This window comes from bacterium Scap17, assembly GCA_013376735.1.
Lineage (GTDB): Bacteria > Pseudomonadota > Gammaproteobacteria > Pseudomonadales > Halomonadaceae > Cobetia.
Genome location: VINJ01000001.1, coordinates 236,782 through 261,711 on the forward strand (window position 1 = coordinate 236,782; position 24,930 = coordinate 261,711).

The window sequence follows — 24,930 nt, forward strand, 5'->3', positions numbered from 1 at the left end:
GCTGTTCTCGCCTGAGCCGAAGTTGCGTCTCTGCAGACACGAACGCCGCCATTCCCTGAGGAAATGGCGGCGTTCGCGTTTCTGCCTGAACTACCCTGCGGCTGCGCTTACAGGCGCATCTCGATACCACGTTCGGCCATGTAGGCCTTGGCTTCGGGGATGGTGTACTCGGCGAAGTGGAAGATGCTTGCGGCCAGCACCGCATCCGCACCGCCTTCGAGCACGCCATCCACCAGATGGTCGAGGGTGCCGACACCGCCGGAGGCGATCACCGGCACGCTGACGGCGTCGGAGATGGCGCGTGTCACACCGAGATCGAAACCGGCCTTAGTGCCATCGCGGTCCATGCTGGTCAGCAGCAGTTCACCGGCGCCCAGCTCGACCATCTTCTTCGCCCACTCGACGGCGTCGAGTCCGGTCGGCTTGCGGCCACCGTGGGTGAAGATCTCCCAGCGCGGTGTCTCGCCGTCCTGGCTGACGCGCTTGGCGTCGATGGCGACCACGATGCACTGGCTGCCGAAGCGTTCCGCGGCTTCGCGCACGAAGTCCGGATTGAACACGGCCGCGGTGTTGATCGAGACCTTGTCCGCGCCGGCATTCAGCATGGTGCGAATGTCTTCACAGGTGCGGATGCCGCCACCCACCGTCAGCGGGATGAATACCTCACCGGCGATGCGCGACACCATGTCGACCGTGGTGCCACGGTTGTCGACGCTGGCGGTGATGTCGAGGAAGGTGATCTCGTCGGCGCCTTGCTCGTTGTAGCGCTTGGCGACCTCGACCGGGTCACCGGCATCGCGGATACCGACGAAGTTGACGCCCTTCACGACACGACCGGCGTCGACGTCCAGACACGGGATGATGCGTTTGGCGAGTGCCATGATCGCTCCCCTCAGGCCTTGCGGCCGTTGATGGCGTCGGACAGCGCCTGCGCTTCGGCGATGTCCAGGCTGCCTTCATAGATGGCGCGGCCGGTGATGGCACCGAGGATGCCCTGATCGGCCACTTCGGCCAGGCCACGGATGTCATCCAGGTTGGTTACGCCGCCGGACGCGATCACCGGGATACCGCCTTCGCGGGCCAGTGCCACGGTGGCTTCGATGTTGACGCCCTGCATCATGCCGTCGCGGGCGATGTCGGTATAGACGATGGAGGACACGCCGTCGTTAGCGAAGCGCTTGGCCAGTTCGGTGGCCTTGATGGTGGAGACTTCAGCCCAGCCATCGGTGGCCACGAAGCCGTCACGCGCATCGAGACCGACGATGATGCGGCCCGGGAAGGCGCGGCACATCTCGGCGACGAAGGCCGGTTCCTTCACGGCCTTGGTGCCGATGATGACCTGACCGACACCGGCTTCCAGGTAGTGCTCGATGGTCGCGGCATCACGGATGCCACCACCGATCTGGATCGGCAGCTCCGGGTAGGCGCGGGCGATGCGTGTCACGGCGTCGCCATTGACCGGCTTGCCTTCGAAGGCACCGTTGAGATCGACCAGATGCAGACGGCGGCCACCGGCCTCGACCCAGCGCGCGGCCATGGCCAGCGGGTCATCGCCGTAGTTGGTGGAGTCTTCCATGCGGCCTTGCTTCAGGCGTACGCACTGACCGTCCTTGAGATCGATCGCGGGGATTACCAGCATGTCGGGTGTCCTCTCGGCGTGTCTTGTCACGCCTGTATTGTCGTCGGTATATCGAAGGCGGATGTATCGGCGTCCGTCACGCGAGACAGACGCCGAGGGTCACGCGGGCGAGCCTTCAGGGCTGCCAGCGGACGAAGTTCTCGAGCAGCTTGAGGCCGGCGGCCGCGCTCTTCTCCGGGTGGAACTGCACCGCGAACAGGCTGCCCTCACCGATGGCGACGTGCGCCTCGGCACCGGCATAGTGCGTTGCGCCGTAGACCTTGGAGCGCTCGCTGGCCGATACATAGAAGCTGTGCACGAAGTAGAAGCGCGAGTTGTCCTCGATACCTTCCCACAGCGCGTGGCCCTGGGTGTGCGCGACATGGTTCCAGCCCATGTGCGGCACCTTGAGGCGCTGGCCATGTTCGTCCAGCTGCTGGTCATCGAAGCGTTTCACGTCGCCCTTGAAGTAGGCGAGGCAATCGATGCCACCGTTCTCTTCGCTGCGCTCCATCAGCATCTGCTGACCGACGCATACGCCCAGCAGCGGCTTGCTGTGGTTGCTCAACAGCTCGCCGACCAGACCGCGCAGCTCGGCGCGTTCAAGCTCGCCCATGCAGTCACGGATGGCGCCCTGGCCGGGCAGCACCACGCGGGTGGCACCGCGGATGGCGCGCGGGTCGCTGGTGATCACGACATTCTCGTCGGCCACGTGCTCAAGCGCCTTGGCGACGGAGTGCAGGTTGCCCATGCCATAGTCGATGACGGCAATCGTCATGTCTTTCTCCCGAAGGCCGGAGGCAGGCTCCGGCGCTGGATGTCAGGCGTCTGGCGCCCGGATCATTCGTTTACAGCGAGCCCTGTTTACAATGAGCCCTTGGTGGAGGCGATACGGCCCCCCATGCGCTCGTCCTCTTCCACCGCCATGCGCACGGCACGACCGAAGGCCTTGAAGATGGTCTCGGCCTGGTGGTGGGCATTGAAACCCTTGAGGTTATCGATATGCAGGGTGGCGCCAGCGTGATTGACGAAGCCCTGGAAGAATTCCCAGAACAGCTGGGTATCGAAGCGACCGATGTTGCCGCGGGTGAACTCGCACTGCATGAACAGCCCCGGACGACCGGAGAAATCGATCACCACGCGCGACAGGGCTTCATCCAGCGGTACGTAGGCATGGCCGTAGCGGCGGATGCCGGCCTTGTTGCCCAGTGCCTGCGCGAAGGCCTGTCCCAGGGTGATGCCGATGTCCTCGACGGTGTGGTGGTCATCGATATGCAGGTCGCCATCGCAGTCGACCTCGATGTCGATCACGCCGTGACGGGCGATCTGGTCCATCATGTGTTCGAGGAAGGGCACGCCAGTGTTGGCGCTCAGCTTGCCTTCACCGTCCAGATTGATGCGGACCCGGATCTTGGTTTCCGAGGTGTTGCGATGAACTTCGGCGATACGCTCTACCATGATGTCTCTCCAGCGGTCGGTGACGCCATCAGCGGCTTCGAGGCCGATGGGGTCTGGGCGCAGTCTGGGGCCTTTGGTATGAGAGGCGTGTGTCCAGTCCGGCCGGGAAGTGCGCATCATGTGGTTATTGTCATGTGATGTCGCAATCGAAATCGTGATCAGGGCATTGACGACGGCAGAGAGCCGTCGGCGGGGCGCCTGATCGGCGGCAGGCGCGGCGTCTGCGTGCCTGCCCGACCCGTCATTATAGAGAAAGGACAATGGCATCCGCTACAATGGCGGGCATTCATGTCGCGGGCGAGGAATTCACCATGCCGGTCACTCTTCAGATGATCGACCACGCGCGCTGGCAGACCGATGAGCAAGTCCGCATCGACCTGTCGCGTATCTATCACGAAGCTCCCGGTGAGCGTCTTCCGCTTGCCCCGGACGACTTCATTCAAGCCAATCTCGCCGCGGGACATCGCTTCTGCAGCGCCTTCTTCAACGATCGTCATATCGGCGCGCTGCTCTGCGAGGATGAAGGCGATGCCTGGAAGATCAGCCATTGCTGCGTGCGCAAGAGCACGCGTCGACGCGGTGTCGGTACGCGTCTGATGGCCCTGCTGTCGCTGGAAGCGGCCAGTGCCCAGCGTCTGCTGGTCGTGCCGAGTCAGGGATTGACCCTGGCCGACGAGCTGCTGGTATCACGTCTCGGCTATGTGCGAGACCCCGCCCGCGACGGCTTCGTGCTGGCGCAGGAGTGAACCCGGTCGTTGCTGGATGCGGAACTGACGTCAACGCGACCTGTCCACCGCCTGTGTCATCATCGAGGTCGCATTGAGGCTTTTTGCCGAGCAAGAGGACGATGCACGGCATGCGTGCTCGATGATGAGCGGCAGAAAGGGCATCACCTGATGCCGCAAGCCCCCAGCGCCATCTCAAATGCTGCCCTCTGGAATGAGGCGCCGCAGCAATTCTCATCGTGTCAAAGGGAGGACGCAGATGAAAGCACTGTTCAGAGCCTTGCTGGCCATCGTCGGAGTACTGGCGTTGGTGGTCGTGGCGGGGGTGATCTATGTCACCACCTTCCTCGATCCGAATGATCTCAAGCCGCGACTGGTCAAGGCGGTCAAGGACCAGGCGGGGCTGGAACTGGCCCTGAACGGCCCGCTGGACTGGTCCTTCTATCCGCGTCTCGGCGTCAGTGTCGAGGATGCCGAAGCCTGGCTGCCGGAGCAGGAGCGTGATCAGTCACCGTTTGCCTCCTTTGCCCGCGCGGAAGTCGGCGTGTCCTTCACGCCACTGCTGAGCGGTGAGGTCGAAGTCGAAGGCGTCTTCCTCGACGGCCTCAAGCTGGCGCTCGAGCGTGATGCACAGGGGCGTGGCAACTGGGAAAGCCTGCTCGAGCATGCGGCGACGGCCGCCGACAGTGGCGCGGCGGATGAAGCGCTGCCGCCGGCCAAGAGCGCCGGCGTGGCGCTGGCGGATGACACGACGCCGTCGGTGCAGAATGGCGCCGGCAGCATGGCGGTCAATCTCGATATCGCCTCGGTGCAGGTCACCAATGGTCAGATCGCCTATCAGGACGCGGCCAGCGGGCTCGACATGACGCTCAACGACGTGGCGTTGACCTCCTCCAACGTCAGCCCCGACAAGTCCTTCCCGGTAGAGCTGTCGTTCGTGGCCGATGGGCGTGAGCCGGAACTTCAAGGCACCGTCAGCCTCGATGGCAAGGTGGCGCTGGACCTGCAGGGCGGCCGTCATGTGCTGACCGGCGTGAGCCTGGATACCACCACGCGCATGCCGTCGCTGGGTGACAAGGACCAGAGCGTGGCGCTGGATATCGACACCTTGACGCTGGATACCGACAAGCAGCTGTATCTGGCCGATGGCGCCGAGCTGGACGCGACGCTCCATCAGGCCGCGCTGGGTGACAAGGCCCTGCCGCTGAAAGCCACCTTCGGTGCCGAAGCCGACCTGGCGGCGGGCACGGCAAATCTCGAGAACCTGCTGCTGACCTCCGGCAGTGACCTGCGCCTCAGCGGGGCGCTCAAGGCCAAGGACATCACCGGCGATGCGCTTAGCTATAGCGGCCAGTTCAAGCTGGCACCGCTGTCGCCCAAGGCGTGGATGACGCGTGTCGGCATGGACGCGCCGCAGACCGCCAAGAGCAGCGCGCTGACCTCGCTGGCCTTCTCCAGCCCGTTCAAGGGCGACATGTCGCAGGTGCAGCTGACCAATCTGGTGATGGCGCTGGATGACACCACCATCAATGGGCGCCTCGGCTCGTCCTTCGATGCCTCGCAGATCACCTTCGATCTGGATGTCGACGCGCTCAATCTCGATGACTACCTGGCACCGGCAGGCGCAGACGAGAAGACGGCAAGCCTGGGGAAAGCGCTCACGGCGGGCGTGATCGCGCCGGTCTATGCGGCCGATGGTGACGCGGAGCTGCTGCCGGTGGCATTGCTCAAGACGCTGGGCCTTCAGGGCCAGCTGGATATCGGCACGCTGATCGCCTCGGGTCTCGAGATGAACAAGGTGAGCGCCAAGCTGTCCGGTCAGCCGGGTGTACAGCAGCTCGATAGCCTGACGGCCAGCCTCTACGGCGGCTCGCTGGCGGCCAATGCGCGCATCGACAGCCGCAAGACACCGCTGAGCATGAGTTTCGGCGAGAAGCTGACCAATCTGGATATCGCGCCATTCCTCAAGGCGCTGGCGCCGGAGCAGAAGGACATCCTGCGTGGTCGCCTGACGCTCAATGGTGACTACACCACCAGCACCAATCAGATCGACAGCATCAAACGCAATCTGAACGGCAAGGGCAACTTCGAGATTCGCAATGGCGAGGTGCTCGACGTCAATATCTCCAGGGAGATGTGCACTGCCGTGGCGACGCTGAGTGGCAAGACCTCCTCACGTGAATGGAAGGCCAATACGCCGCTGGAGCGCGCGCAGGGCAGCTTCACGGTCACCAATGGCGTGATCAGCAATCAGGATCTCGCCCTGGCGATTCCGGGCATCGCGCTGGACGGCAAGGGCCAGCTCAACCTGCCGACCGAGGCCTTCGACTACAACGTGGCGGCGCGCTTCATCGAGGGCGCGGATGACGCGGCCTGTGCGGTCAATCCTCGTCTGATCAAGCTGCGCTTCCCGGTGCAGTGCCAAGGCAACCTGAGCGGTGAGCCGGGCGAGTGGTGTGGCTTCGATCAGAAAGGCTTCCAGAGTGCCGCAGCGGAACTGGCCAAGGAAGAAGCCAAGCGCAAGGCGGGCGAGAAGGTCAGCGAGAAGCTGGATGAGAAGCTCGACGAAGATACCCGCAAGAAGATCGACGACAAGCTGGGCGAAGGCGCCAGCGACAAGCTGAAGGGCGCGATTCAGGGGCTGTTCAACTGATCACGCGCTCCCTTCGCAGCAAGACCGGCACGCCAGCTCCTCGGGGCTGGCGTGCTGCCGTTTGAGCCCAGGCCATGGCGTCGACCATGGCACGAGCAGAGGAAGTTTTGATGGCGCGATCTGACACTGCTGCCACGCCAGACGTGACAGCTCCCGAGAGCCACGCCACGCCCGGCTTCGAAGATATCGCTCTGAGTCCCGAGGCGTTTCAGGCGCGCGTGTTCGACTGGTTCGATGAGCATGGCCGCAAGCACCTGCCCTGGCAGGAGAACACCACGCCGTATCGCGTCTGGGTCTCGGAGATCATGCTCCAGCAGACCCAGGTCGCGACGGTGCTGCCGTACTACGCTCGCTTCATGGAGCGCTTCCCGGATGTCGCGGCGCTGGCGGCGGCGGATATCGATGACGTGCTGCACCTGTGGACGGGCCTTGGTTACTACGCGCGGGCGCGCAATCTGCACAAGGCCGCGCAGCAGGTCGTAAATGAGTACGACGGCGCCTTCCCGGTCGAGAGTGTCGAGGCATTGTCGGCCTTGCCGGGCATCGGCCGTTCGACCGCCGGGGCGATCATCAGCATCAGCACCGGACAGCGGGCGCCGATTCTCGATGGCAACGTCAAGCGCGTGCTGGCACGCCTGCATGCCGTGGAAGGCTGGCCGGGCCGTCCGGCGGTGGAGCGCAAGCTGTGGACGCTTGCGGAGCGCTACACGCCGCAGGTGCGGCTGGCGGACTGGACCCAGGCGATGATGGATCTCGGGGCCACCCTGTGCACGCGCGGCAGCAAGCCCGATTGCGCGCGTTGCCCCTTCGAGGAAGTCTGCGTGGCGCATGCGCGTGGCGAAGAGAAGCGCTTCCCCGAGAGCAAGCCCAAGAAGACCATACCGACGCGTCAGACACTGATGTTGCTGGTCAGTGACGAGGCGGGGAAGATCCTGCTGGAACGCCGTCCGCCGACGGGCATCTGGGGCGGCCTATGGGCGCCGCCACTGGTCGAGGACCGTGAGGCCGCGCGGGAATGGATCGCCCGCGAAGCCCGCGGCGCCCATCTGGAGGCGCCACTGGCAAGTTTCGAGCATGTCTTCAGTCACTTCCGACTGACCATCACGCCACAGCCGGTGCAGCTGGGGGAGGCAGGGCTTGCGCCAGCTCAAGCGGCCGAGAGCGTCAGCGAGTCGGCCGCCGACCGTCGCTTCGTCGACCCTGCCGCGCCGGACGCCGTGGGCCTGCCGGCGCCGGTCAAGGCGCTGCTGGCGCGCTGCACGGATGATCTGTTCGGGCTGTGAGGCCCTGTTGGCGTCGGTACCGGCCGTACGTCTGGGGCAAAGCGGCCCAGGCGTGCGAGAATGAGGAACAGTTAAGGCGTCTGGCGAAGGCTCGGCGCTCATCCGCACTGACATCCAGTCCTCTTACGGAGTTACCCATGCGCACCGTACATTGCCGCAAGTATGACCAGGACCTGCCGGGTCTCGATTTTCCGCCGCTGCCGGGCGAGAAGGGCCAGGACATCTGGTCCAACGTCTCCAGGCAGGCATGGGAAGAGTGGCAGGCGCTGCAGACGCGTCTGATCAACGAGAAGCACCTCAACATGATGGATGCCGACAGCCGTCGCTATCTGATGGAGCAGATGGATCGCTTCTTCAACAACCAGGAGACGGACCAGGCCGAAGGTTTCGTGCCGACGGACGCCGCCGCCAAGGGCGAATCGCAGGGCGGACAGGGCTACGAAGTCTGAGTGGCCGGCGAGGACGGCGGAAGGCGAATTACGACGCCAAATTCTTGATAAGCAAGGGTTGACGTCGGGAAAGGTTTTCTATTTAATACGTCCTCGTTGGCAAGGGCCAGATAGCTCAGTTGGTAGAGCAGGGGATTGAAAATCCCCGTGTCGGCGGTTCGATTCCGTCTCTGGCCACCAAGTGTTGGGGTATAGCCAAGTGGTAAGGCACCGGTTTTTGGTATCGGCATTCCCAGGTTCGAGTCCTGGTACCCCAGCCAGCTGACATGCAGTAACGTAGTAAGAAGACTCATATCATGAGTTCTTTGTGCCGGCTTAGCTCAGTTGGTAGAGCAACTGACTTGTAATCAGTAGGTCGAGGGTTCGACTCCTTTAGCCGGCACCATCTTCAGGCTTCTGTCGATGAGCGAAGAACACACGATATAGAGGTCGCCTTGGCGGCTTTTTTTGTGTCTTCAGGTTGGCCAGATAGCTCAGTTGGTAGAGCAGGGGATTGAAAATCCCCGTGTCGGCGGTTCGATTCCGTCTCTGGCCACCAAATTGGGGTATAGCCAAGTGGTAAGGCACCGGTTTTTGGTATCGGCATTCCCAGGTTCGAGTCCTGGTACCCCAGCCAATTCTGGCTAGCTGATGCAGTCGCAGGATGAATTCGGCAGCCAACAGAAAAGCCACCCTTCGGGGTGGCTTTTCTGCGTCTGGAGCAAAGGTCTGGAAGGCGACAGGGCATGCCGTGGTCCGGCGCTCACCTCAGTGCGAGGTGGGCTCTTCCGGGTGCATTGCCAGCCAGCTCAGGCGCTTGCGATAGATGGTGGAGGGCGCGATCTCCAGTATCGCCGCAGCGCGGGGGATGCTGCCATCACAGGCGCTGATGGCGCTCTCGATCGCCTCGCGTTCGACCATCCATAGCGGGCGCAATGTGGTCTCGTTGCCCTCAGACACATTGTGGCTGACCGGCGTGCGATGCGCCGTGCTGGAGGGCAAATCCAGCATGTCGGCCGTCAACACCTCACCATCATTGAGGATGATGGCGCGCCGCAGCGTGTTTTCCAGCTCCCGCACGTTGCCGGGCCAGTCATGGGCCAGCAGCTGACGCTCGGCACATACACTGAGTCGTGTGAAGCGCTTGCCCTCGTGGCCTGCCATGCGCCCCAGCAGCCCGGTGGCGATCTCCAGGATATCCTGACCGCGCTCGCGCAGTGGCGGCACCTTGAGTGGAATGACGTGCAGACGATAGAAGAGGTCTTCCCGGAAGCGGTGAGTATCGACCAGTACCCGCGGGTTCTGATGCGTGGCGCACACGATGCGGCAATTGACCTCTACCGTGCGCGTGGCGCCCACCGGCATTACCTGCCCCGTCTGCAGGAAGCGCAGCAGCTTGCTCTGCAAGGGCAGCGGCAGCTCCGCGATCTCATCGAGAAACAGCGTCCCCCCATCTGCCGCCACGGCGAGTCCCTGCTGGGTGCTCACGGCCCCCGTGAAAGCCCCGCGCACATGTCCGAACAATTGCGACTCCAGCAGCTCTGCCGGAATGGCGGCACAATTGACGGCGATGAATGGGCCGTCACGTACCGGGCTATGGCGGTGAATGGCAGTGGCACACAATTCCTTGCCGCTGCCGCTTTCGCCGGTGATGAAGATGGGAGCGTCCGAGTGGGCGACCTGGATGAGAGTGCGATAGAGCGTCTGCATGGCCGATGAGTCTCCGATAAACTCCCCAAAACCGCGAGGTCGCTTTACCGGTAGTTCCCTTACCCGCGAGGTAGTGGAGATATCGTCAGCCAGATTCAATGCGGTAGCCGATGATGCAGCCTGATGAGCTTTCAGTGCGGTCATGAGTGTTGTTCCCTTGCTGCTGGTCTTTCTGCATTGCCTGCGCTTTGTGTGAGCGGGCTGCGAAAGAATCATTGTCGGGCTGCTTCTGGTGACAGCCTCACCGGAGAGTCTGGATTCTCCAGCGTTGAGTGTTCGTCTTGGGGGTTTATCGAGTACCCATATAGAGGTTAATGACTTGTGCGAGATGATCATGGCGGCTTTTAGTGCGTTTTTTCCGCTCCCCCTGAGTGGCAGACTTCTCAGTCTCGACGCTCGCCTGGCTGACCAACTCTCTACTCACGCTGAAAGGGTGAGCCCTGGTATCTGATGGTCTGTCTTGCCGCTGATGACTGTCCCGGGCAGTGCATCACTGGGCGTCTTCCTCTTCATCTCCGTTGTTGTGGGTAATGGTGAAGTCAGTCGATGATGTCTGAGAGCTACCATCCGCGGATTGATCCGCAGTGCCATCGATGGTGCCGGTGGAACCATCACTCAGCGTCTGTTCGATCTGTTGCCAGTTGCCGATCGAGGTGCTGCTGCCGGTATTGAGAGTGTATTCCCCGATATTGGTATCGGACCCTTCCCCCAGGCTGCCGGCCTTCTTGCTCTCGTAGAGGATCAGGGCGGATTCTGCGCTACGAGCCGGAAAGTCGTAAGGGAAGGGCCCCATCAGCGAGTTGGCGCTGGCAGTCGTGGCCAGCAGGCATCCCGCGCTGATGACCCCCAGGCTGATACGTGTAAAGGCATTCATGTCTTGCTCCTTTCGCTCTGTGAAAGATGCAGTGTCTGATGCGTGAGACTTCTGATGTCGGCAGGTACTGAAACACACGCGGGTCGCCCCGCGTGTGTTGGTTGCCTGTTGAGGATTTACGGAGTAACGGGGCCGACGCTGATGGACATGTTGTTGCCCACAGAGGTGGCCGCGTTGTTGATGACCGGGCCCTCGAAGCTGCCTGCCGGCGGCAGATCCAGTGTGATGTTGCTGACCTTGGCAGTCGAGCTGATGTTGGCGAAGCTCATCTGGGTATTGTCGGCAATCAGGGCGCTATCGATATCTGTGCTATCCAGAGTGACCGACATATTGTTGCCCACGGAGGTCGCGGCATTGTCCACGCTCAGGTTGAGAATGTTGTCGACCTTGGCCAAGGACTCGACTTCAGCAGTGCCCGGGTAGAAGAAATAGCCACCAGAACCCGCCAAGAACTGCTCATTGTGCAGGTTGACCATGGCATCACTATCCACCGAGACATTGTTGCCCACCGAAGTGGCGGCATTCTCCAGGGACTCGAGCTTGGTGATGTCAGGATTGGGGGTCGAACCCTCATAGGTCACGTAGACATCGACGCTGGCCTCTGCCGCTGCTGCTGCCGCGGCGGAAGCGCTGGAGCCATGCTTGCTTGAGTGGGCACCTGAAATCGCGAAGGAGCTGGAGCTCGTACTGTCGAGCAGGTCGATGCTCGGCGTTCCTGCTTCTGCAGCGCCGTAGCTGACATCACTGACGATGGCTTCGGAGCTGACATCACCGATCTGCTTCTGCAGACTTTCGACCATCACCAGGCCACCTGGATCTTTGATTTGCGGGTCAATATAGACGTCAATGTCGACATCGGTATTCACCTGTCCATCCCAATCCCAGTCCACGTTATCGAAGGCCTGCGCCTGACTTGCCATCATCACACCACTTACGAGACCGATGGCGACTGCGAGCTTGTTATAGGTAGTCATTGTCATGTTCCTCATGAATGTTGACTTATTGTGCTGCGCTGGATGCTGCCGGTACTGCTGATGCGGGTGCTGCTTGCAACGGTGTTGCGACTGCTTCATTGCCACTTGCTGCATTGCTGCTGGTATTGGCTGCGGCCACTTGCTGCGTGTTGCTATCGTCGTCTGCAACATGCTGTCCCGGGTGAAGCTCGCATTCCTGTCCCGCAGGTACAGGAAGCCCCAGGCCTTCAGTCAGAAGCTGGTACGCGCCCATCTCCACGACTGATCTCACGCCCAGCTGCAGTGGTTCATTGCGCACTGCGCCGGAGTCAAACTCGACCAACTGATTGCCGAAGAAGCGGTAGATACCGGCTTCGACTTCGTAACCCACCACCTGCTTCTGCAGGCTGGTGACATAGACGGTGCGGAAGGTGCGGATATCGACCATGCGCAGGTCCAAGCCGACATTGATGACTGCAGTGCGCAGTCCGGCCCCGATTCCGCTGACAAACAGGCGGGCACCGCCGCTTGAAATGTTGTAATTGAGCTCTGTAAGAGCACCGAGAACCACGAAATGCGAAGGGAGAACTGCAAGTTTGCGCGGCGAGTAGGCCATTGCCTTGTTCTCGAAAAGCTGCTGCTCTGCCAGCGGGACTCGCACATCGAGGCGTTCGGTAAGATGCACCTTGCGAGTCTTGTAGAGGGCACTTATCAGCATCTCGGATACGCCCTGGGTCACGGCAGCACTCTCTGTCACGGTGGAGTAACTACGTTGACCGGTCTTGTCCGTCACCTGACCCACTGCAATCACAGGCAGGTTGGTGGCTCCCTGAATTCGACTGAGTGATACGAGGCATTCGCTATATGGCGTATTGTTGGAGGTGACTGGTGGCCCTACGACCGGTTCGACATTGTCGAATTTCGGTTCCACAGCGGCGCAGCCCCCCAGCACTGTGGCCATGCAAGCGGCCATGCATATCCGTGGCTTAAACATGCTGGAAGTTCCCCTGGTGTGACGCATGATCCTGCGCCGTTATTTTTCTCTGATATGTCTCTATCAGTTGTTCTGCCGTGCTTTCCTAGGGGCACGAAGCGTGCCAAATAATTTCACAATATTTCACAGATACTTACGCATTAATGCGCGATGTTGCGCGCGATGCGTTTTGCAAATGGCGAAGCGAAGTGAGGGGAAATACCACGGGCATGGTGCCAGTGGTGAGCCGCTGATTAAGCCGGTTATCTCACGGAAGATGAGATTCAGTGCCAACAGGATGAGCCAGAACTGGCGAGAGGGGATGACTGAAGGATTTTGTCATTCGCGAGGCACAGACGGCCTCATGTTTTCTTGAGAAGGGTGATGGCGGGAGTGGTGTGAGATTGGATGGTCTTTTAACGATCTTGCGGATCAGACCTCTATGCTTTTTTCATGAATCTTGGGGTTGAAGTCTGTTGTATGGCCCATAGGTGGCACAGTGCGGCAGGGCCGCATGCAAGAACGCCAGATTCCACTTTCCTCAATGCAAGACACTGATGCCTTAAGGAGAGCACGATGACAGCTTCACGCCATATGACTTCGTACAACGCCACTTCCGCTCTCTCGTCCAAGCAACGTCAACACGAGCAGACCGATGGTGGCAACGGCAGCGCCGCTGCAGAAACCTCCAAGCAGCAGCTGGACGCCCGGCAGACCAATGCCGACCGTGATCAGGCGCCGGAAGCCTATCTCGACAAGTCGGGTAGCGACCGTGGCTCCGATCACTCACGAGATGCCTATCCGACGCGTCTGAGCCAGCCGCCGCAGCACCTGTGGCAGGAGCGCCGCGAGCCCGTCGTGAACTCGCGTGCCGATGAGGGGCCGCTGGGCGCCGAGCAGCTCAAGCGCTTCGAGCGCGATGGCTTCCTGTTTGAGCCGGAATTTCTGGCGCCGGAGGAAGTCGAGACGCTGAAGGCCGAGCTGGCAGCGCTGCTCGACAACGAAGAGTGGCAGGGACGTGATTTCACCATCACCGAGCCCAAGAGCCGCCAGATTCGCTCCATCTTCGCCGTGCATTTCCTGTCCGAGCGTTTCCGTCAGCTCGCCGAGGACCCGCGCCTGGTCGATCGCGCGCGTCAGATCCTGGGGGGCGATGTCTATGTCCACCAGTCGCGCATCAACTACAAGCCGGGCTTCGAGGGCAAGGGCTTCAACTGGCACTCGGACTTCGAGACCTGGCACGCCGAGGATGGCATGCCGGAGATGCGCGCGGTCAGCGCCTCGATCATCCTGACCGACAATCATCACTTCAATGGTCCGCTGATGCTGATTCCCGGCTCGCATGAAGTCTTCGTGCATTGCCTGGGCGAGACACCGGAAGACAATCACAAGTCGTCCCTGCAGGCGCAGGAAGTCGGGGTTCCCTCGCGCGAAGCGCTGAGCGAGCTGATAGCCGAACGTGGTATCGAAGCACCGACCGGTGCCGCTGGTGGTCTGTTGATGTTCGACTGCAATACGCTGCATGGCTCCAATGCCAACATGTCGCCGGACCCGCGCAGCAACGCCTTCTTCGTCTACAACCGCGTCGACAACGCGATGCAGGCGCCTTTTGCCGCTGCGCGACCTCGCCCGGAGTTTCTCGCGCACCGTCTCGATGGTGGCTGGGATGAACTGGAGAAATGAGCCGCGCGTGACAGATCGCTGGTGGGAGCGAGCGAAAGACCCAAAGACCGCAGGATTGAGCAGGTCAGTGGACTGAACTGCACAACGCCAGGTTGCGCTCAGGCGGCGAAATCTCGGACGTTGGTGTGGTAGTGGCAGGCTGTCGGGGCGACGTATCATTGCGATATCTCTCATTGATCGTCTTTCATTGATCCTCCATCACGCCCCGACAGGAGTTCTGCATGCCGCTTGCTCAGCGTTTCACCCCGCGTTTCAGCGATGGTCGCGTCTTCGCTCATGACCTCGGCAAGGTGGTCTGTGTCGGCCGCAATTACGCAGCCCATGCCGCGGAGCTCGGCAATGAAGTGCCCAGCGAGCCGCTGTTGTTCATCAAGCCCGCCACCAGCGTGACGCCGATGGACAAGCCATTGGCGATCTCTCGGCGGCGCGGTCAGTACCACTACGAGGCGGAGCTGGCGCTGCTGATCGGCAAGCCGCTGTGTGAAGCCAGCGAAGCAGAGGCGCTGGAAGCACTGGCCGGCATGGGGCTGGCGCTGGACCTGACCCTGCGTGAGCGCCAAAGCAAGCTCAAGGCCAAGGGCCAGCCGTGGGAGTTGGCCAAGGCTTTTGATGGCAGCTGTCCGTTGTCTTCCTTCGTGGCGCTGGAAGGGCCGCGTTGGCGCGATGCCGATGGCGAGCTGCACAGCGTGGATTTCCAGGCGCTGCACTATCGCTTTGCCATCGACGGCGAGCAGCGCCAGCAGGCGGATACCAGCCTGATGCTGTTCCCCGTTGCGCGCTTGCTCAGTGAAATCAGCCACAGCTTCACCCTGCTGCCCGGCGATGTGGTGCTGACCGGCACGCCGGAAGGCGTCGGCGAGCTGAATCCGGATCAGGCACTGGCACTGGCGCTGGATGCCCCGGATGGCAGCGGCGAGCTGCTGCGTGTCGAGACACGCACTCGCGGCGTGGCATGACGTCTAGGGCTAAGACAGCCTTCAGCGTGTTGACAGCAGCCCTGAGCGAGTAAGTAGTAGCCCTGAGGGAGTTGAAAGCAGCCCCGAGCGGGTTAAAAAAGAAAAGCCCCTGCCGGGTCACCGGCAGGGGCTTTTGCTGTCTGGGCTTTTGTCTCAGCTCTCCAGGTAGGTGTAGCCGTCGAGACCGGCCTTCAGGTCTTCGAGCAGATCGGCCTGCTCCAGCGCATTCAGGTTGGATGACTTGAACTGACGCGCGAGGCGTGCGGCCAGCTGCTCCGGGTCGAAGTTCACGTAGCGCAGCACCTGCGCCACGCTATCACCTTGAATGGCATGGGAAAGCTGCCACTGACCATCGTCGTCGAGGCTGGCATCCACGGAATCGGTATCGCCGAACAGGTTGTGCAGGTCGCCGAGGATTTCCTGATAGGCGCCGACCATGAAGAAGCCGAGCAGCTTCTCTTCATCGGCATGCCATTCCGGCAGCGGCAGGGTGGCGTCCAGCCCCTGGTCATCCACATAGGTGTCGATGCGGCCATCGCTGTCACAGGTGATGTCCTGAATCACGCCACGTCGTGTCGGCGCGCGGTCGAGGCCGGTCAGCGGCAGGATCGGGAAGATCTGCTCGATGCCCCAGATGTCCGGCAGCGACTGGAACAGCGAGAAGTTGACGAACAGCTTGTCGGCCAGCTTCTCGTTGAGCTCATCGAGCACCGCGCGGTGCGAACGCTGACGCGCATCGAGACGCCCGGCCAGGCTGCGACACACGTTGGTGTAGATGGCCTCGGCCTCGGCGCGGATGGCGATGCTCGCCAGCCCCATCACGAAGCGTTCCTGCACCTGATGCTGGGCGTGCACCACGGCGTGGTAGATCTCCACCAGCTCACGCGGCTCCAGCTGACCCTCCAGTCGTGCAGCCTGGGCCCACAGCGCGGCGATCTGGGCATCGTCCTCGCGGCGTGCGGGCAGCGGCAGGTTCACGCGCTCCTCGCCGATCACGTCCGTGACCAGCACCGCGTGATGGGCGGTCAGGGCGCGGCCGGATTCGGAAATGATGTGCGGATGCGGCAGGTCATGGGCATCACAGACGGCGTGGAAGGCACCGACCACATAGTCGGCATATTCGCGCATCGAGTAGTTGAGCGAGCAGGCGCTTTCCGAGCGCGTGCCTTCATAGTCCACGCCCAGGCCGCCACCGACATCGACGATCTCCACGCCGGCGCCAGCTTCGTGCAGGCCCTGATAGAAGCGCGCGCACTCGGCCAGACCGCGCTGGATATCGCTGATGTCCGCGATCTGGGAGCCAAGATGGAAGTGGACCAGCTTGAGGCAATCCAGCGCATCCACTTCGCGCAGACGTTCGACCAGCGCGACGATCTGGCTGGCGGTCAGGCCGAACTTGGACTTCTCGCCGCCGGTGTTCTGCCAGTTGCCCTTGCCGATGGTGGCCAGGCGCGCGCGCAGGCCGATGCGCGGACGCACGTCCAGGCGCCTGGCCTCTTCCAGCACCAGCTCCAGCTCGCTGGCCTTCTCGACCACCAGATGCACGCGGTGGCCGAGCTTCTCGCCCATCAGCGCCAGACGCACGTATTCGCGGTCCTTGTAGCCATTGCAGACGATCACCGACGGGCCGTTGTCCGACAGCGCCAGCACCGCGAGCAGTTCCGGCTTGCTGCCGGCTTCCAGTCCGACACGCCCGCGTGAGCGCTCGCTGGTCGCCAGCAGTTCCTCGACCACGCGACGCTGCTGGTTGACCTTGATCGGATAGACGGCGGTATAGCTGGCGCCATAGCCGCGTGAGCTGATGGCGGCATCGAAGGCGCCACACAGCTGCTCGACGCGGTCATGCAGGATATCGGCGAAGCGAACCAGCAACGGCAGGCGCAGGCCCTGGGCGCGGGCCTTGTCGATCAGCGAGATCAGCGGCAGCGCAGGCGTGCCCGGCTCGCCATGCGGGCGTACCAGGGTCAGGCCATCCTGGCCCACGTCGAAATAGCCGCTGCCCCACTGGTCGATGTTGTAGGTGCGGCGGGCTTCGGCGGCAAAGGAAGTCATCGCGGTCTCCGGAGGTGGACGGCGTGAAGACAAGTCCGGTGGCGCGCCGCGAGCCGGGCAGCACCGGAGAAGACAATGACGCCCGCACGGATGCGGGCGTTCAGAGGGCGCATTATGCCTGCTGGAGGCCAGCAGGCAATTGCTTTGACGACGCATTCGCCATCGAAGTGCTCGATCAGGCCGGCTGTGCGGCGTCGGGCAGCGGCAGGGCGCCTTCCTCGATGCGACGACCCAGCAGCTGGCGGTATTGCGCCGGGTCCTTCGGCGTCAGGCTGTGGGCGGGCGGGTCCACGTAGACCACCAGCAGGCGTGACAGCCAATAGCGCAGCGCGGTCATGCGCAACATGCTCGGCCACAGACGGCGTTCGTCGGCGTTCATCGGGCGCTCGGCCAGATAGGCGCTGAGCAGGGCGTCATAACGCGCCGGGTCCAGGCGGCCATCGTCATTGGAGCACCAGTCATTGACCAGAATCGACAGATCGAAGATCAGGTCGCCCGTGCAGCCGTTGTAGAAGTCGATGATGCCGCCGAGACGGTCGCCGTCGAACAGGGTGTTGTCGCGGAACAGGTCACCGTGCAGCGCGCCCTGTGGCAGCTCGACACCGCTGAAGACGTCTTCGCAGACATCGATCTCGTCGGCCATCAGCGCCTGGTCTTCGGGGCTCAGATACGCCAGCACCTTGTGGTGCATCGGCTTGATCCAATGCAGGTCACGGGTGTTGGGGCGGTGGCCAGTGAAGTGCTGCGAGACGGCATGCATGCGCCCCAGCGCCGCGCCGATCTCGCGGCACTGGGCCACGTTGGGCGAGACCGGCCAGCTGCCCGGCATACGCGGGAACAGCAGCGCCGGCTTGCCTGCCAGCACCTTGAGCGCCTGGCCGTCGCGGTCGTGCAGCGGGCCCGGCACCGGCAGCTTGTGGCTGGCGAGGAAGTCGAGCAGCTCGACGAAGAAGGGCAGTTCCGCATGCTCGCCCTGCTCGAACAGGGTCAGCACCATCTCGCGGCGATCGGTGGTGACGAAGAAGGTCGAGTTCTCGGTGCCGTGCGCGACATCCTCAAGCGATGTCAGCGTGCCTGCGTCGTACTCTGCCAGAAATTCTGCGACCTGAGCGTCGCTCAGGGGGGTAAAGACTGCCATGGGTGACTCTTCTCGCCGAAATGTGTCCGCCCCATCAGTGGCGCGCCGCCGGAGCGAAGCGGCGGCAATGCGCTGACAGGAGTTGTTGTAGGTATGCAGGAAGGATGCCGTCACGCCCGGGGGCAAGCGATATGCCGCGGGCGTGATGCCTGTCGCTGCTGGCTCAGCTCTCGCGTGAACCAGATGCCGAGCTTATCACTTTTTCAGTGCCCAGCCGGGTACCTTGAGCTGGCTGGCACTGGTGACGCTGGACTTGATGAAGTTGCCGTTGCCGTCACTGTCGAGCAGGAAGAAGGGCGCGCCGCCCTTGGGGATGATCTCGATGGCATACAGATGGCCATTGACGCGGTATTCGCGCAGCTGGCGGTCATCCTGCTGACGGCTGGTGATCTGCGGCTTCGGGGCCTCGCTCTCGGCGACGGCCAGCGGCGCACTCAGGGCGGTGACGGCCAGCAGCAGCCCGGTGGCCAGCAGCGTGGGCAGGCGCAGCAGGGAATGCGGAGCAATGGAAGCAGTCGAGCGCATGAGAAATCTCCTGGACGCAAGGTACGGTGCGCGGAAGTCCTGAAGGCGGGCGATGCGGCGCGACCCCCGATGCCTGCCTGATGGGCGCAGTTTACGACTCTTGCCGGCGGCATGCACGATTTCGCTGAGCGGGCACGCAGTGCACAAGCCATGTCGCGACTGTGCCTCGCCGCAGCCCTTGCGTATCATGACAGCCATAGCTGCCGAAGGTTTTCGGCCCCGACTCTGCTTGCTCCAAGCTCACCCTTCAGCCTACGGATGCGACTGCTCATGGCCGCCACGCCGATCGTTCTCGTCGATGGATCTTCCTATCTCTATCGTGCCTTTCATGCTCTGCCGCCGCTGACCACCTCCAAGGGCCTGCCCACCGGCGCGGTGAAGGGCGTGATCAACATGCTCAAGAGCCTGATTCGCCAGTACCCGGACAGCCCCATGGCGGTGGTCTTCGATGCCAAGGGCAAGACCTTCCGCGACGACATGTACCCCGAGTACAAGGCCCAGCGTCCGCCGATGCCGGATGACCTGCGCCTGCAGGTCGAGCCGCTGCATGCCTGCGTGCGCGCCCTCGGCCTGCCACTGCTGTGCGTGGAAGGTGTCGAGGCCGATGACGTCATCGGCACCCTGGCGCGCATGGCGACCGAAGCCGGGCGTGATGCCGTCATCTCTACCGGCGACAAGGACATGGCCCAGCTGGTGAACGAGCACATCACCCTGGTGAACACCATGAAGAACGAGACGCTGGACGTGGACGGCGTCACCGAGAAGTTCGGCATTCCGCCGAACCTGATCATCGACTTCCTCGCGCTGATGGGCGACAAGGTCGACAACATCCCCGGCGTACCGGGCGTGGGCGAGAAGACCGCGCTGGGCCTGCTGCAGGGCATGGAAGGCGGCCTCGACACCATCTACGGTGATCTCGATCGCATCAAGACGCTCAGCTTCCGTGGCGCCAAGACCCTGGCCAAGAAGATGGAAGCGCATCGTGAAGATGCCTATCTCTCCTATCGTCTCGCCACCATCAAGCTGGACTGCGAGCTGGAATATGGCCTGGATGACCTCGCGATCGCCGCGCCGGACACCGCCGCGCTGGTCGAGCTCTACCGCGAGATGGAGTTCAAGGCCTGGCTGAAGGAGCTGCTGGAAGGCGGCGACATGGCGGCCACGCCGCATGCCGATGAGAAGGGCAGCGCTGCCGCCGGCAATGACCTGCTCGGCGACAGCATCGCCCCGGTCGCGGACAAGGCCGCCGGCAAGGGCAAGACCGCCGCTGCACCGACGCCTGAGCTGGATGCGGCGGATGAGGAAGACGAGATGCCCGAGGCGCTGCCGCCGCGTGAGGAGCGCAACTACCGCGCCATCACCGAGCAGGCCGAGCTGGATGCGTGGCTCGAGCGCGTGCGCGACGCCACCTCGCTGTGCTTCGACCTCGAGACCACCAGCCTCAACTACATGGAAGCCGAGATCGTCGGCATCGGCATGGCGCTGGAAGTCGGCGAGGCCGTCTACATTCCCGTCGCCCACAGCTATCTGGATGCCCCCGCGCAACTGGATCGCCAGGCCGTGCTGGAGGCGCTGACGCCGATTCTCGCCGACACCGCCATCACCAAGATCGGCCAGAACCTCAAGTACGACATCGAGGTGCTGGCGCGCTATGACATCGCGGTGGCCGGCCCGCTGGCCGACACCATGCTGATGTCCTACGTGCTCAATTCCACCGCGACCCGTCACGACATGGACTCGCTGGCGCTCAAGTATCTGGGCGAGAGCACCATCAGCTTCACCGACATCGCCGGCAAGGGTGCCAAGCAGCTGACGTTTGACCAGATCGCGCTGGAAGAGGCGATGCCGTATGCCTGTGAGGATGTCGACATCACCCTGCGCCTCGCCGCGCTGCTGATGCCGCGCATCGAGAAGCTCGGGCGTCTGGGTGAGGTACTGCGTGATTACGAATACCCGCTGATTCCGGTGCTGGCGCGTATCGAGCGCAACGGCGTCGCCATCGACCCCGAGCGCCTGCACGCTCAGACGCGTGAGCTGACCGAGCAGATCCACGACATCGAGAAGCAGGCCTTCGAGCTTGCGGGCCGCGAGTTCAATCTCTCTTCTCCCAAGCAGCTGGGCGAGATCCTCTTCGAGGAGCAGAAGCTGCCGGTCAAGAAGAAGACGCCCAAGGGCGCGCCGTCCACCGCCGAAGCGGTGCTCGAGGAGCTGGCGCTGGACTACCCGCTGCCCAAGCTGATCATGCGCCATCGTGGCATGACCAAGCTCAAGAGCACCTACACCGACAAGCTGCCGCAGCTGGTCAACCCGACCACGCGTCGCCTGCACACCAGCTACCATCAGGCCGTCACCGCTACCGGGCGTCTGTCGTCGTCAGACCCGAACCTGCAGAACATTCCGGTGCGCAGTGACGAGGGCCGTCGCATCCGTCAGGCCTTCATCGCGCGCCCCGGCTATCGCATCGTCGCGGCGGATTACTCGCAGATCGAGCTACGCATCATGGCGCACCTCTCCGGTGACAAGGGCCTGCTCTCGGCCTTCGCCGAGAATCGCGATGTGCACGCTGCCACCGCCGCGGAAGTCTTCGGCACCGAGGAAGCGAAGGTCAGCAGTGATCAGCGTCGCAGCGCCAAGGCCATCAACTTCGGACTGATCTACGGCATGTCCGCCTGGGGCCTCTCGCGTCAGCTGGATATCGAACCCGGCCAGGCCAAGACCTACATCGAGCGCTACTTCGAGCGTTATCCGGGCGTCGCCACCTACATGGAAGACACGCGCCACCTCGCCGCCGAGCAGGGCTACGTCGAGACCATCTTCGGCCGTCGTCTCTACCTGCCGGAAATCGGCTCGCGCAATCATGCGCGTCGTGCTGCCGCCGAGCGCACCGCCATCAACGCCCCGATGCAAGGCAGCGCCGCCGACATCATCAAGCGTGCCATGATCGACGTGGACGCCTGGCTGGCGGGCAATGACGGTGACAAGGCCTATGACGCCATGATGGTCATGCAGGTACACGATGAACTCGTCTTCGAAGTCGCCGAAGCGCAGGTCGAAGACTTCATGAAAGACGTCGCCCAGCGCATGCAGAACGCCGCCTCCCTCGACGTCCCGCTGCTCGTCGAAGTCGAGCAAGGCGACAACTGGGAAGAAGCGCACTGAGACTAGTGTGAGTGCTCAGATAAATAGAAAATAGCTCGTCGAGGAAATATAGTAGCTTTGTTTTGAAGGGCTTATTTGTTGGCTGGCACCCCGGATGGTTTGTAGGGTGCCAGTTATGCTTCATACTTCCTTGTTGTTTATTTTTTATTATGTCAATAGGGAGAATAGTTTTTCGCATGTTTTCTATATGATATTTTCTGCACTTGCATGCGATAAGAAGGCAAGAGTTGTATTGTTGGCTGCTGGTTTAAAGCTTGAGCGATAAGAAGCTTTCAGTTTTATCAGAGATCCAATGCCACCAACAACTGCACCTACCGGCATTGTGAAAGCATTAGTGAAGAAATCGAAGGCCGCACCGCTAGCGACAGCACTCACAAAACGCCCGCCATCAAGATTGAATTCTGCTGAAAAATCAAATTTAGATGTTCTTCGCCAACGCTCATTTGCTACTTCATCAAGATTACTAATGCTGGTTTTTAGTTCACGAATAGCCCCCGCATATCCCAAGTTGGAATCTGGATTTTTAAGAGCTTCTACATAAGCAAGTTCAATTGCAGCATGTAAGGCATTTAGCTCTGTAGCTCTCCGCTCTTTGAAGTCTAGTATTTCTTCAATAGGAGTGTCGCCACTTGGTACAGGTAGTAGGTTAACAAGTTCAAAGCGTAAAGAGTGCTTTTGCTCAACGTATTCATTCGGTATATTTAGATTGTTTCCAATTTGATGTAGGACCCAGTCAATCGATTTTTCTTTCTCGATAAGTTCTTTTGCTACGACAGATTGAGCTTTTGCAAAGGAATGGCCGACCTCAGCTCCCATGAAAGAGCCTTGAAATGTAACTCGAGGTCTTTCAATGACACCGCTATCAATTAATATTTTTTCATCAGGCAGTCCAACGTAGATTAGATTGTTTCCGGGTATGACAATTCTGTCCCAATATAAAGAATAATAACGAATTTCTTGCTCTGAAAGCCCGCGTTCCATTACAAATCCATTGCCTTGGACGTTGATTATCGCAGGTGCTGCAATTACTCCACGGCTCATATTGATTCCCTTGCGTAATTTTCGATAATTGTTAAATATTTTTAGCTGTGTGGGTGTAGCACAAGTGGTAAGTAGCGATTTCTGAATTGATTGATATTTACGGTAGTTTAGCTCGAGTGCAAGTTGTTTTCGCGATTATTTTTAGTAACTGGCTTAGTAAAATGTCTAACGTGAAGCTCTACGACCACTGGCTACGTTGATCCTTGGCGGCGGTAGGCCGATGCTGTGGGTGGTGTCCGGTTTTCCGGACGCTGGTTGCGTGATGGCGCAGCTCATAACAATCAGACCCGGCGGGTGCTGGTGGCGGCATGACGGCTGCCCACGATGACCGGACACGCCAAGGGAGAGCGGTGATGGCTCAGCAGATGCCTGTGTCAGGCGCGGTGGGCGAGGAGAAGATGGCTGCCCCGCTGCGCGATGATCTACCTGCCACCTCGATTCATCTGGAGCGGGGGCGCCGCGAGTTGCTGCGTGCCGCGATGGATGCGGTGGAGGAGTGGGTCGTGGTGGTGGATGCCCAGGGCGGTATCCAGTTTCTGAACGCGCCTTACGCCGAGTTTCTCGGCGTCGAGGCCAGCGAGGTGCTGGGACGCGATGTCAGCGAGGTGATCGAGAACACCCGCATGCACGAGGTGCTGGAGAGCGGACGCGCGGAGCTGGCCCAACTGCAGTTGATTCGTGGCCACCACATGATTGCCCACCGTTACCCCATCTTCCGCGACGGCGAGCTGATCGGCGCCATCGGCTCGGTGCTCTATCACGACACCTGGGAATGGCGGCAGGTGAATGCTCAGGTTCAGGCGCTGGAAGCGGAGGTGGACTATTACCGTCAGGCGCTGGAAACCCCCACCGGCGCGCGCTGGCAGCTGAGTGACATCATCGGCGATTCGCCCGCGATGCGGGAGTTGGCCTGCAAGGTGCGCAAGATCGCCCCCGGCGGCGCCTCGGTGTTGATCCGTGGCGAGTCCGGCACCGGCAAGGAGTTGTATGCCCATGCGCTGCACCGCAGCTCGGCGCGTGCCAAGGGCCCCTTCATCAAGCTCAACTGCGCGGCGATACCCGAAGCGCTGCTGGAAGCGGAGCTGTTCGGCTATGAAGAAGGCGCCTTCACCGGCGCCAAGCGTGGCGGCAAGCCCGGCAAGTTCCAGCTCGCGGATGGCGGCACGCTGTTTCTCGATGAGGTCGGTGACATGCCGCTGGCGATGCAGGCCAAGCTGCTGCGCGTGCTGCAGGACCGCGAGGTCGAGGCGGTCGGCGCGACCCGTCTGGTCAGCGTCGATGTGCGTGTCATCGCCGCGACTCATCGTCCGCTGGAAGCGTTGGTCGAGAGTGGCGAATTCCGCGAAGACCTTTTCTATCGCATCAATGTGGTGCCCTTGCAGGTACCGCCACTGCGCGAGCGCCGCGACGACCTGCCGACCCTGGCCACGCACCTTCTGTCACGCCTGGCGCGACGCAGTGGCCGCCGCCCGCCGATGCTCTCCGACGCCGCCCTCGAACGCCTGTGCGCCCACCACTGGCCCGGAAATGTGCGCGAGCTGGAAAACGTGCTCGAAGCCGCTTTCTATCTGGGCGGCAGCCATATCCAACCGACCGATCTGCCGGATGCCATCGGTGCCCGGCATGGCGATGCCCGATATAGCGCAACTCGAGATGGAAATGCCCGGCATGGCGATGCCCGGCATGGCGTTACCCATCAAA

Annotated in this window: 19 protein-coding genes, 5 tRNA genes and 1 pseudogene; 13 read left to right on the top strand and 12 right to left on the bottom strand. The window is 61.8% G+C overall.

Annotation, left to right across the window (positions count from 1 at the left end):
- Window positions 1-107: 107 nt before the first annotated feature.
- The 4 genes from hisF to hisB all read right to left on the bottom strand — a co-directional run bounded on the left by hisF (window position 108) and on the right by hisB (window position 3,076).
- Window positions 108-881 (bottom strand): imidazole glycerol phosphate synthase subunit HisF, encoded by a 774-nt coding sequence (gene hisF, locus FLM52_01095; GenBank protein ID NVN54412.1) that lies wholly within the window; start codon window positions 879-881, stop codon window positions 108-110.
- Window positions 882-892: 11 nt separating this feature from the next.
- Window positions 893-1,639, bottom strand: a complete 747-nt coding sequence (gene hisA, locus FLM52_01100; GenBank protein NVN54413.1) for a 1-(5-phosphoribosyl)-5-[(5-phosphoribosylamino)methylideneamino]imidazole-4-carboxamide isomerase — start codon at window positions 1,637-1,639, stop codon at window positions 893-895.
- 115 nt (window positions 1,640-1,754) lie between these two features.
- Window positions 1,755-2,396 carry an imidazole glycerol phosphate synthase subunit HisH gene (gene hisH, locus FLM52_01105; protein NVN54414.1) on the bottom strand — a complete coding sequence of 214 codons (642 nt, stop codon included), beginning with the start codon at window positions 2,394-2,396 and terminating at the stop codon, window positions 1,755-1,757.
- Between the two features lie 86 nt (window positions 2,397-2,482).
- Window positions 2,483-3,076: an imidazoleglycerol-phosphate dehydratase HisB gene (gene hisB / locus FLM52_01110; GenBank protein NVN54415.1), complete on the bottom strand. Its 594-nt coding sequence runs from the start codon at window positions 3,074-3,076 to the stop codon at window positions 2,483-2,485.
- A 311-nt stretch (window positions 3,077-3,387) separates the two neighbouring features.
- Between hisB and FLM52_01115 the strand changes: the two genes are divergently transcribed.
- The 9 genes from FLM52_01115 to FLM52_01155 all read left to right on the top strand — a co-directional run bounded on the left by FLM52_01115 (window position 3,388) and on the right by FLM52_01155 (window position 8,802).
- Window positions 3,388-3,822 (top strand): PanM family protein, encoded by a 435-nt coding sequence (locus FLM52_01115; protein NVN54416.1) that lies wholly within the window; start codon window positions 3,388-3,390, stop codon window positions 3,820-3,822.
- A gap of 178 nt (window positions 3,823-4,000) precedes the next feature.
- Window positions 4,001-6,454 (top strand): AsmA family protein, encoded by a 2,454-nt coding sequence (locus FLM52_01120; GenBank protein ID NVN54417.1) that lies wholly within the window; start codon window positions 4,001-4,003, stop codon window positions 6,452-6,454.
- A gap of 110 nt (window positions 6,455-6,564) precedes the next feature.
- On the top strand, window positions 6,565-7,737 hold the full coding sequence (mutY, locus tag FLM52_01125) for an A/G-specific adenine glycosylase (protein NVN54418.1): 1,173 nt from the start codon (window positions 6,565-6,567) through the stop codon (window positions 7,735-7,737).
- A gap of 137 nt (window positions 7,738-7,874) precedes the next feature.
- The gene (locus FLM52_01130) at window positions 7,875-8,186 is read left to right on the top strand and encodes an oxidative damage protection protein (GenBank protein NVN54419.1); all 312 of its coding nucleotides are present in this window, start codon (window positions 7,875-7,877) and stop codon (window positions 8,184-8,186) included.
- Window positions 8,187-8,290: 104 nt separating this feature from the next.
- Window positions 8,291-8,366 (top strand) — tRNA-Phe (locus FLM52_01135).
- A 5-nt stretch (window positions 8,367-8,371) separates the two neighbouring features.
- A tRNA-Gln gene (locus FLM52_01140) sits at window positions 8,372-8,446 on the top strand.
- A gap of 49 nt (window positions 8,447-8,495) precedes the next feature.
- Window positions 8,496-8,571 (top strand) — tRNA-Thr (locus tag FLM52_01145).
- Between the two features lie 77 nt (window positions 8,572-8,648).
- Window positions 8,649-8,724 (top strand) — tRNA-Phe (locus FLM52_01150).
- A 3-nt stretch (window positions 8,725-8,727) separates the two neighbouring features.
- Window positions 8,728-8,802 (top strand) — tRNA-Gln (locus FLM52_01155).
- Between the two features lie 131 nt (window positions 8,803-8,933).
- On the opposite strand, the gene FLM52_01160 is transcribed toward FLM52_01155, so the two are convergent.
- The 4 genes from FLM52_01160 to FLM52_01175 form a co-directional block, all read right to left on the bottom strand.
- Window positions 8,934-10,211, bottom strand: coding sequence for a sigma-54-dependent Fis family transcriptional regulator (locus FLM52_01160; GenBank protein NVN54420.1), 1,278 nt, complete (start codon window positions 10,209-10,211; stop codon window positions 8,934-8,936).
- A 154-nt stretch (window positions 10,212-10,365) separates the two neighbouring features.
- Window positions 10,366-10,749, bottom strand: coding sequence for a hypothetical protein (locus FLM52_01165; protein ID NVN54421.1), 384 nt, complete (start codon window positions 10,747-10,749; stop codon window positions 10,366-10,368).
- Between the two features lie 116 nt (window positions 10,750-10,865).
- Window positions 10,866-11,723, bottom strand: coding sequence for a hypothetical protein (locus FLM52_01170; protein ID NVN54422.1), 858 nt, complete (start codon window positions 11,721-11,723; stop codon window positions 10,866-10,868).
- Between the two features lie 25 nt (window positions 11,724-11,748).
- The gene (locus FLM52_01175; protein ID NVN54423.1) at window positions 11,749-12,675 is read right to left on the bottom strand and encodes a curli production assembly/transport component CsgG; all 927 of its coding nucleotides are present in this window, start codon (window positions 12,673-12,675) and stop codon (window positions 11,749-11,751) included.
- Window positions 12,676-13,269: 594 nt separating this feature from the next.
- Here FLM52_01175 and thpD point away from each other — a divergent pair.
- A complete protein-coding gene (gene thpD, locus FLM52_01180; protein NVN54424.1) occupies window positions 13,270-14,358 on the top strand; it encodes an ectoine hydroxylase in 1,089 nt (362 codons plus the stop codon).
- 221 nt (window positions 14,359-14,579) lie between these two features.
- On the top strand, window positions 14,580-15,314 hold the full coding sequence (locus FLM52_01185; protein ID NVN54425.1) for a fumarylacetoacetate hydrolase family protein: 735 nt from the start codon (window positions 14,580-14,582) through the stop codon (window positions 15,312-15,314).
- A 153-nt stretch (window positions 15,315-15,467) separates the two neighbouring features.
- Here the strand turns inward: FLM52_01185 and speA are convergent, their stop codons facing one another.
- From speA to FLM52_01200, 3 genes are all read right to left on the bottom strand, one after another.
- Complete coding sequence (speA, locus tag FLM52_01190) at window positions 15,468-17,366, bottom strand: biosynthetic arginine decarboxylase (GenBank protein NVN54426.1); 1,899 nt, start codon at window positions 17,364-17,366, stop codon at window positions 15,468-15,470.
- 175 nt (window positions 17,367-17,541) lie between these two features.
- A complete protein-coding gene (locus FLM52_01195; protein ID NVN54427.1) occupies window positions 17,542-18,504 on the bottom strand; it encodes a homoserine kinase in 963 nt (320 codons plus the stop codon).
- 195 nt (window positions 18,505-18,699) lie between these two features.
- The gene (locus FLM52_01200) at window positions 18,700-19,029 is read right to left on the bottom strand and encodes a DUF2782 domain-containing protein (protein NVN54428.1); all 330 of its coding nucleotides are present in this window, start codon (window positions 19,027-19,029) and stop codon (window positions 18,700-18,702) included.
- Window positions 19,030-19,299: 270 nt separating this feature from the next.
- On the opposite strand from FLM52_01200, the gene polA reads away from it, so the two are divergent.
- Window positions 19,300-22,188, top strand: a complete 2,889-nt coding sequence (gene polA / locus FLM52_01205; GenBank protein ID NVN54429.1) for a DNA polymerase I — start codon at window positions 19,300-19,302, stop codon at window positions 22,186-22,188.
- Window positions 22,189-22,371: 183 nt separating this feature from the next.
- On the opposite strand, the gene FLM52_01210 is transcribed toward polA, so the two are convergent.
- A complete protein-coding gene (locus FLM52_01210; GenBank protein ID NVN54430.1) occupies window positions 22,372-23,229 on the bottom strand; it encodes a hypothetical protein in 858 nt (285 codons plus the stop codon).
- A 398-nt stretch (window positions 23,230-23,627) separates the two neighbouring features.
- Here FLM52_01210 and FLM52_01215 point away from each other — a divergent pair.
- Window positions 23,628-24,836 (top strand): annotated as a pseudogene (locus FLM52_01215) (PAS domain-containing protein).
- Window positions 24,837-24,930: the final 94 nt, after the last annotated feature.

What these genes read in the sequence shown, in the direction of transcription:
- hisF (NVN54412.1), bottom strand. Translation starts at nt 881, where the DNA reads ATGGCACTCGCCAAACGCATCATCCCGTGTCTGGACGTCGACGCCGGT.
- hisA (NVN54413.1), bottom strand. Translation starts at nt 1,639, where the DNA reads ATGCTGGTAATCCCCGCGATCGATCTCAAGGACGGTCAGTGCGTACGC.
- hisH (NVN54414.1), bottom strand. Translation starts at nt 2,396, where the DNA reads ATGACGATTGCCGTCATCGACTATGGCATGGGCAACCTGCACTCCGTC.
- hisB (NVN54415.1), bottom strand. Translation starts at nt 3,076, where the DNA reads ATGGTAGAGCGTATCGCCGAAGTTCATCGCAACACCTCGGAAACCAAG.
- FLM52_01115 (NVN54416.1), top strand. Translation starts at nt 3,388, where the DNA reads ATGCCGGTCACTCTTCAGATGATCGACCACGCGCGCTGGCAGACCGAT.
- FLM52_01120 (NVN54417.1), top strand. Translation starts at nt 4,001, where the DNA reads ATGCTGCCCTCTGGAATGAGGCGCCGCAGCAATTCTCATCGTGTCAAA.
- mutY (NVN54418.1), top strand. Translation starts at nt 6,565, where the DNA reads ATGGCGCGATCTGACACTGCTGCCACGCCAGACGTGACAGCTCCCGAG.
- FLM52_01130 (NVN54419.1), top strand. Translation starts at nt 7,875, where the DNA reads ATGCGCACCGTACATTGCCGCAAGTATGACCAGGACCTGCCGGGTCTC.
- FLM52_01160 (NVN54420.1), bottom strand. Translation starts at nt 10,211, where the DNA reads ATGATCATCTCGCACAAGTCATTAACCTCTATATGGGTACTCGATAAA.
- FLM52_01165 (NVN54421.1), bottom strand. Translation starts at nt 10,749, where the DNA reads ATGAATGCCTTTACACGTATCAGCCTGGGGGTCATCAGCGCGGGATGC.
- FLM52_01170 (NVN54422.1), bottom strand. Translation starts at nt 11,723, where the DNA reads ATGACTACCTATAACAAGCTCGCAGTCGCCATCGGTCTCGTAAGTGGT.
- FLM52_01175 (NVN54423.1), bottom strand. Translation starts at nt 12,675, where the DNA reads ATGGCCGCTTGCATGGCCACAGTGCTGGGGGGCTGCGCCGCTGTGGAA.
- thpD (NVN54424.1), top strand. Translation starts at nt 13,270, where the DNA reads ATGACTTCGTACAACGCCACTTCCGCTCTCTCGTCCAAGCAACGTCAA.
- FLM52_01185 (NVN54425.1), top strand. Translation starts at nt 14,580, where the DNA reads ATGCCGCTTGCTCAGCGTTTCACCCCGCGTTTCAGCGATGGTCGCGTC.
- speA (NVN54426.1), bottom strand. Translation starts at nt 17,366, where the DNA reads ATGACTTCCTTTGCCGCCGAAGCCCGCCGCACCTACAACATCGACCAG.
- FLM52_01195 (NVN54427.1), bottom strand. Translation starts at nt 18,504, where the DNA reads ATGGCAGTCTTTACCCCCCTGAGCGACGCTCAGGTCGCAGAATTTCTG.
- FLM52_01200 (NVN54428.1), bottom strand. Translation starts at nt 19,029, where the DNA reads ATGCGCTCGACTGCTTCCATTGCTCCGCATTCCCTGCTGCGCCTGCCC.
- polA (NVN54429.1), top strand. Translation starts at nt 19,300, where the DNA reads ATGGCCGCCACGCCGATCGTTCTCGTCGATGGATCTTCCTATCTCTAT.
- FLM52_01210 (NVN54430.1), bottom strand. Translation starts at nt 23,229, where the DNA reads ATGAGCCGTGGAGTAATTGCAGCACCTGCGATAATCAACGTCCAAGGC.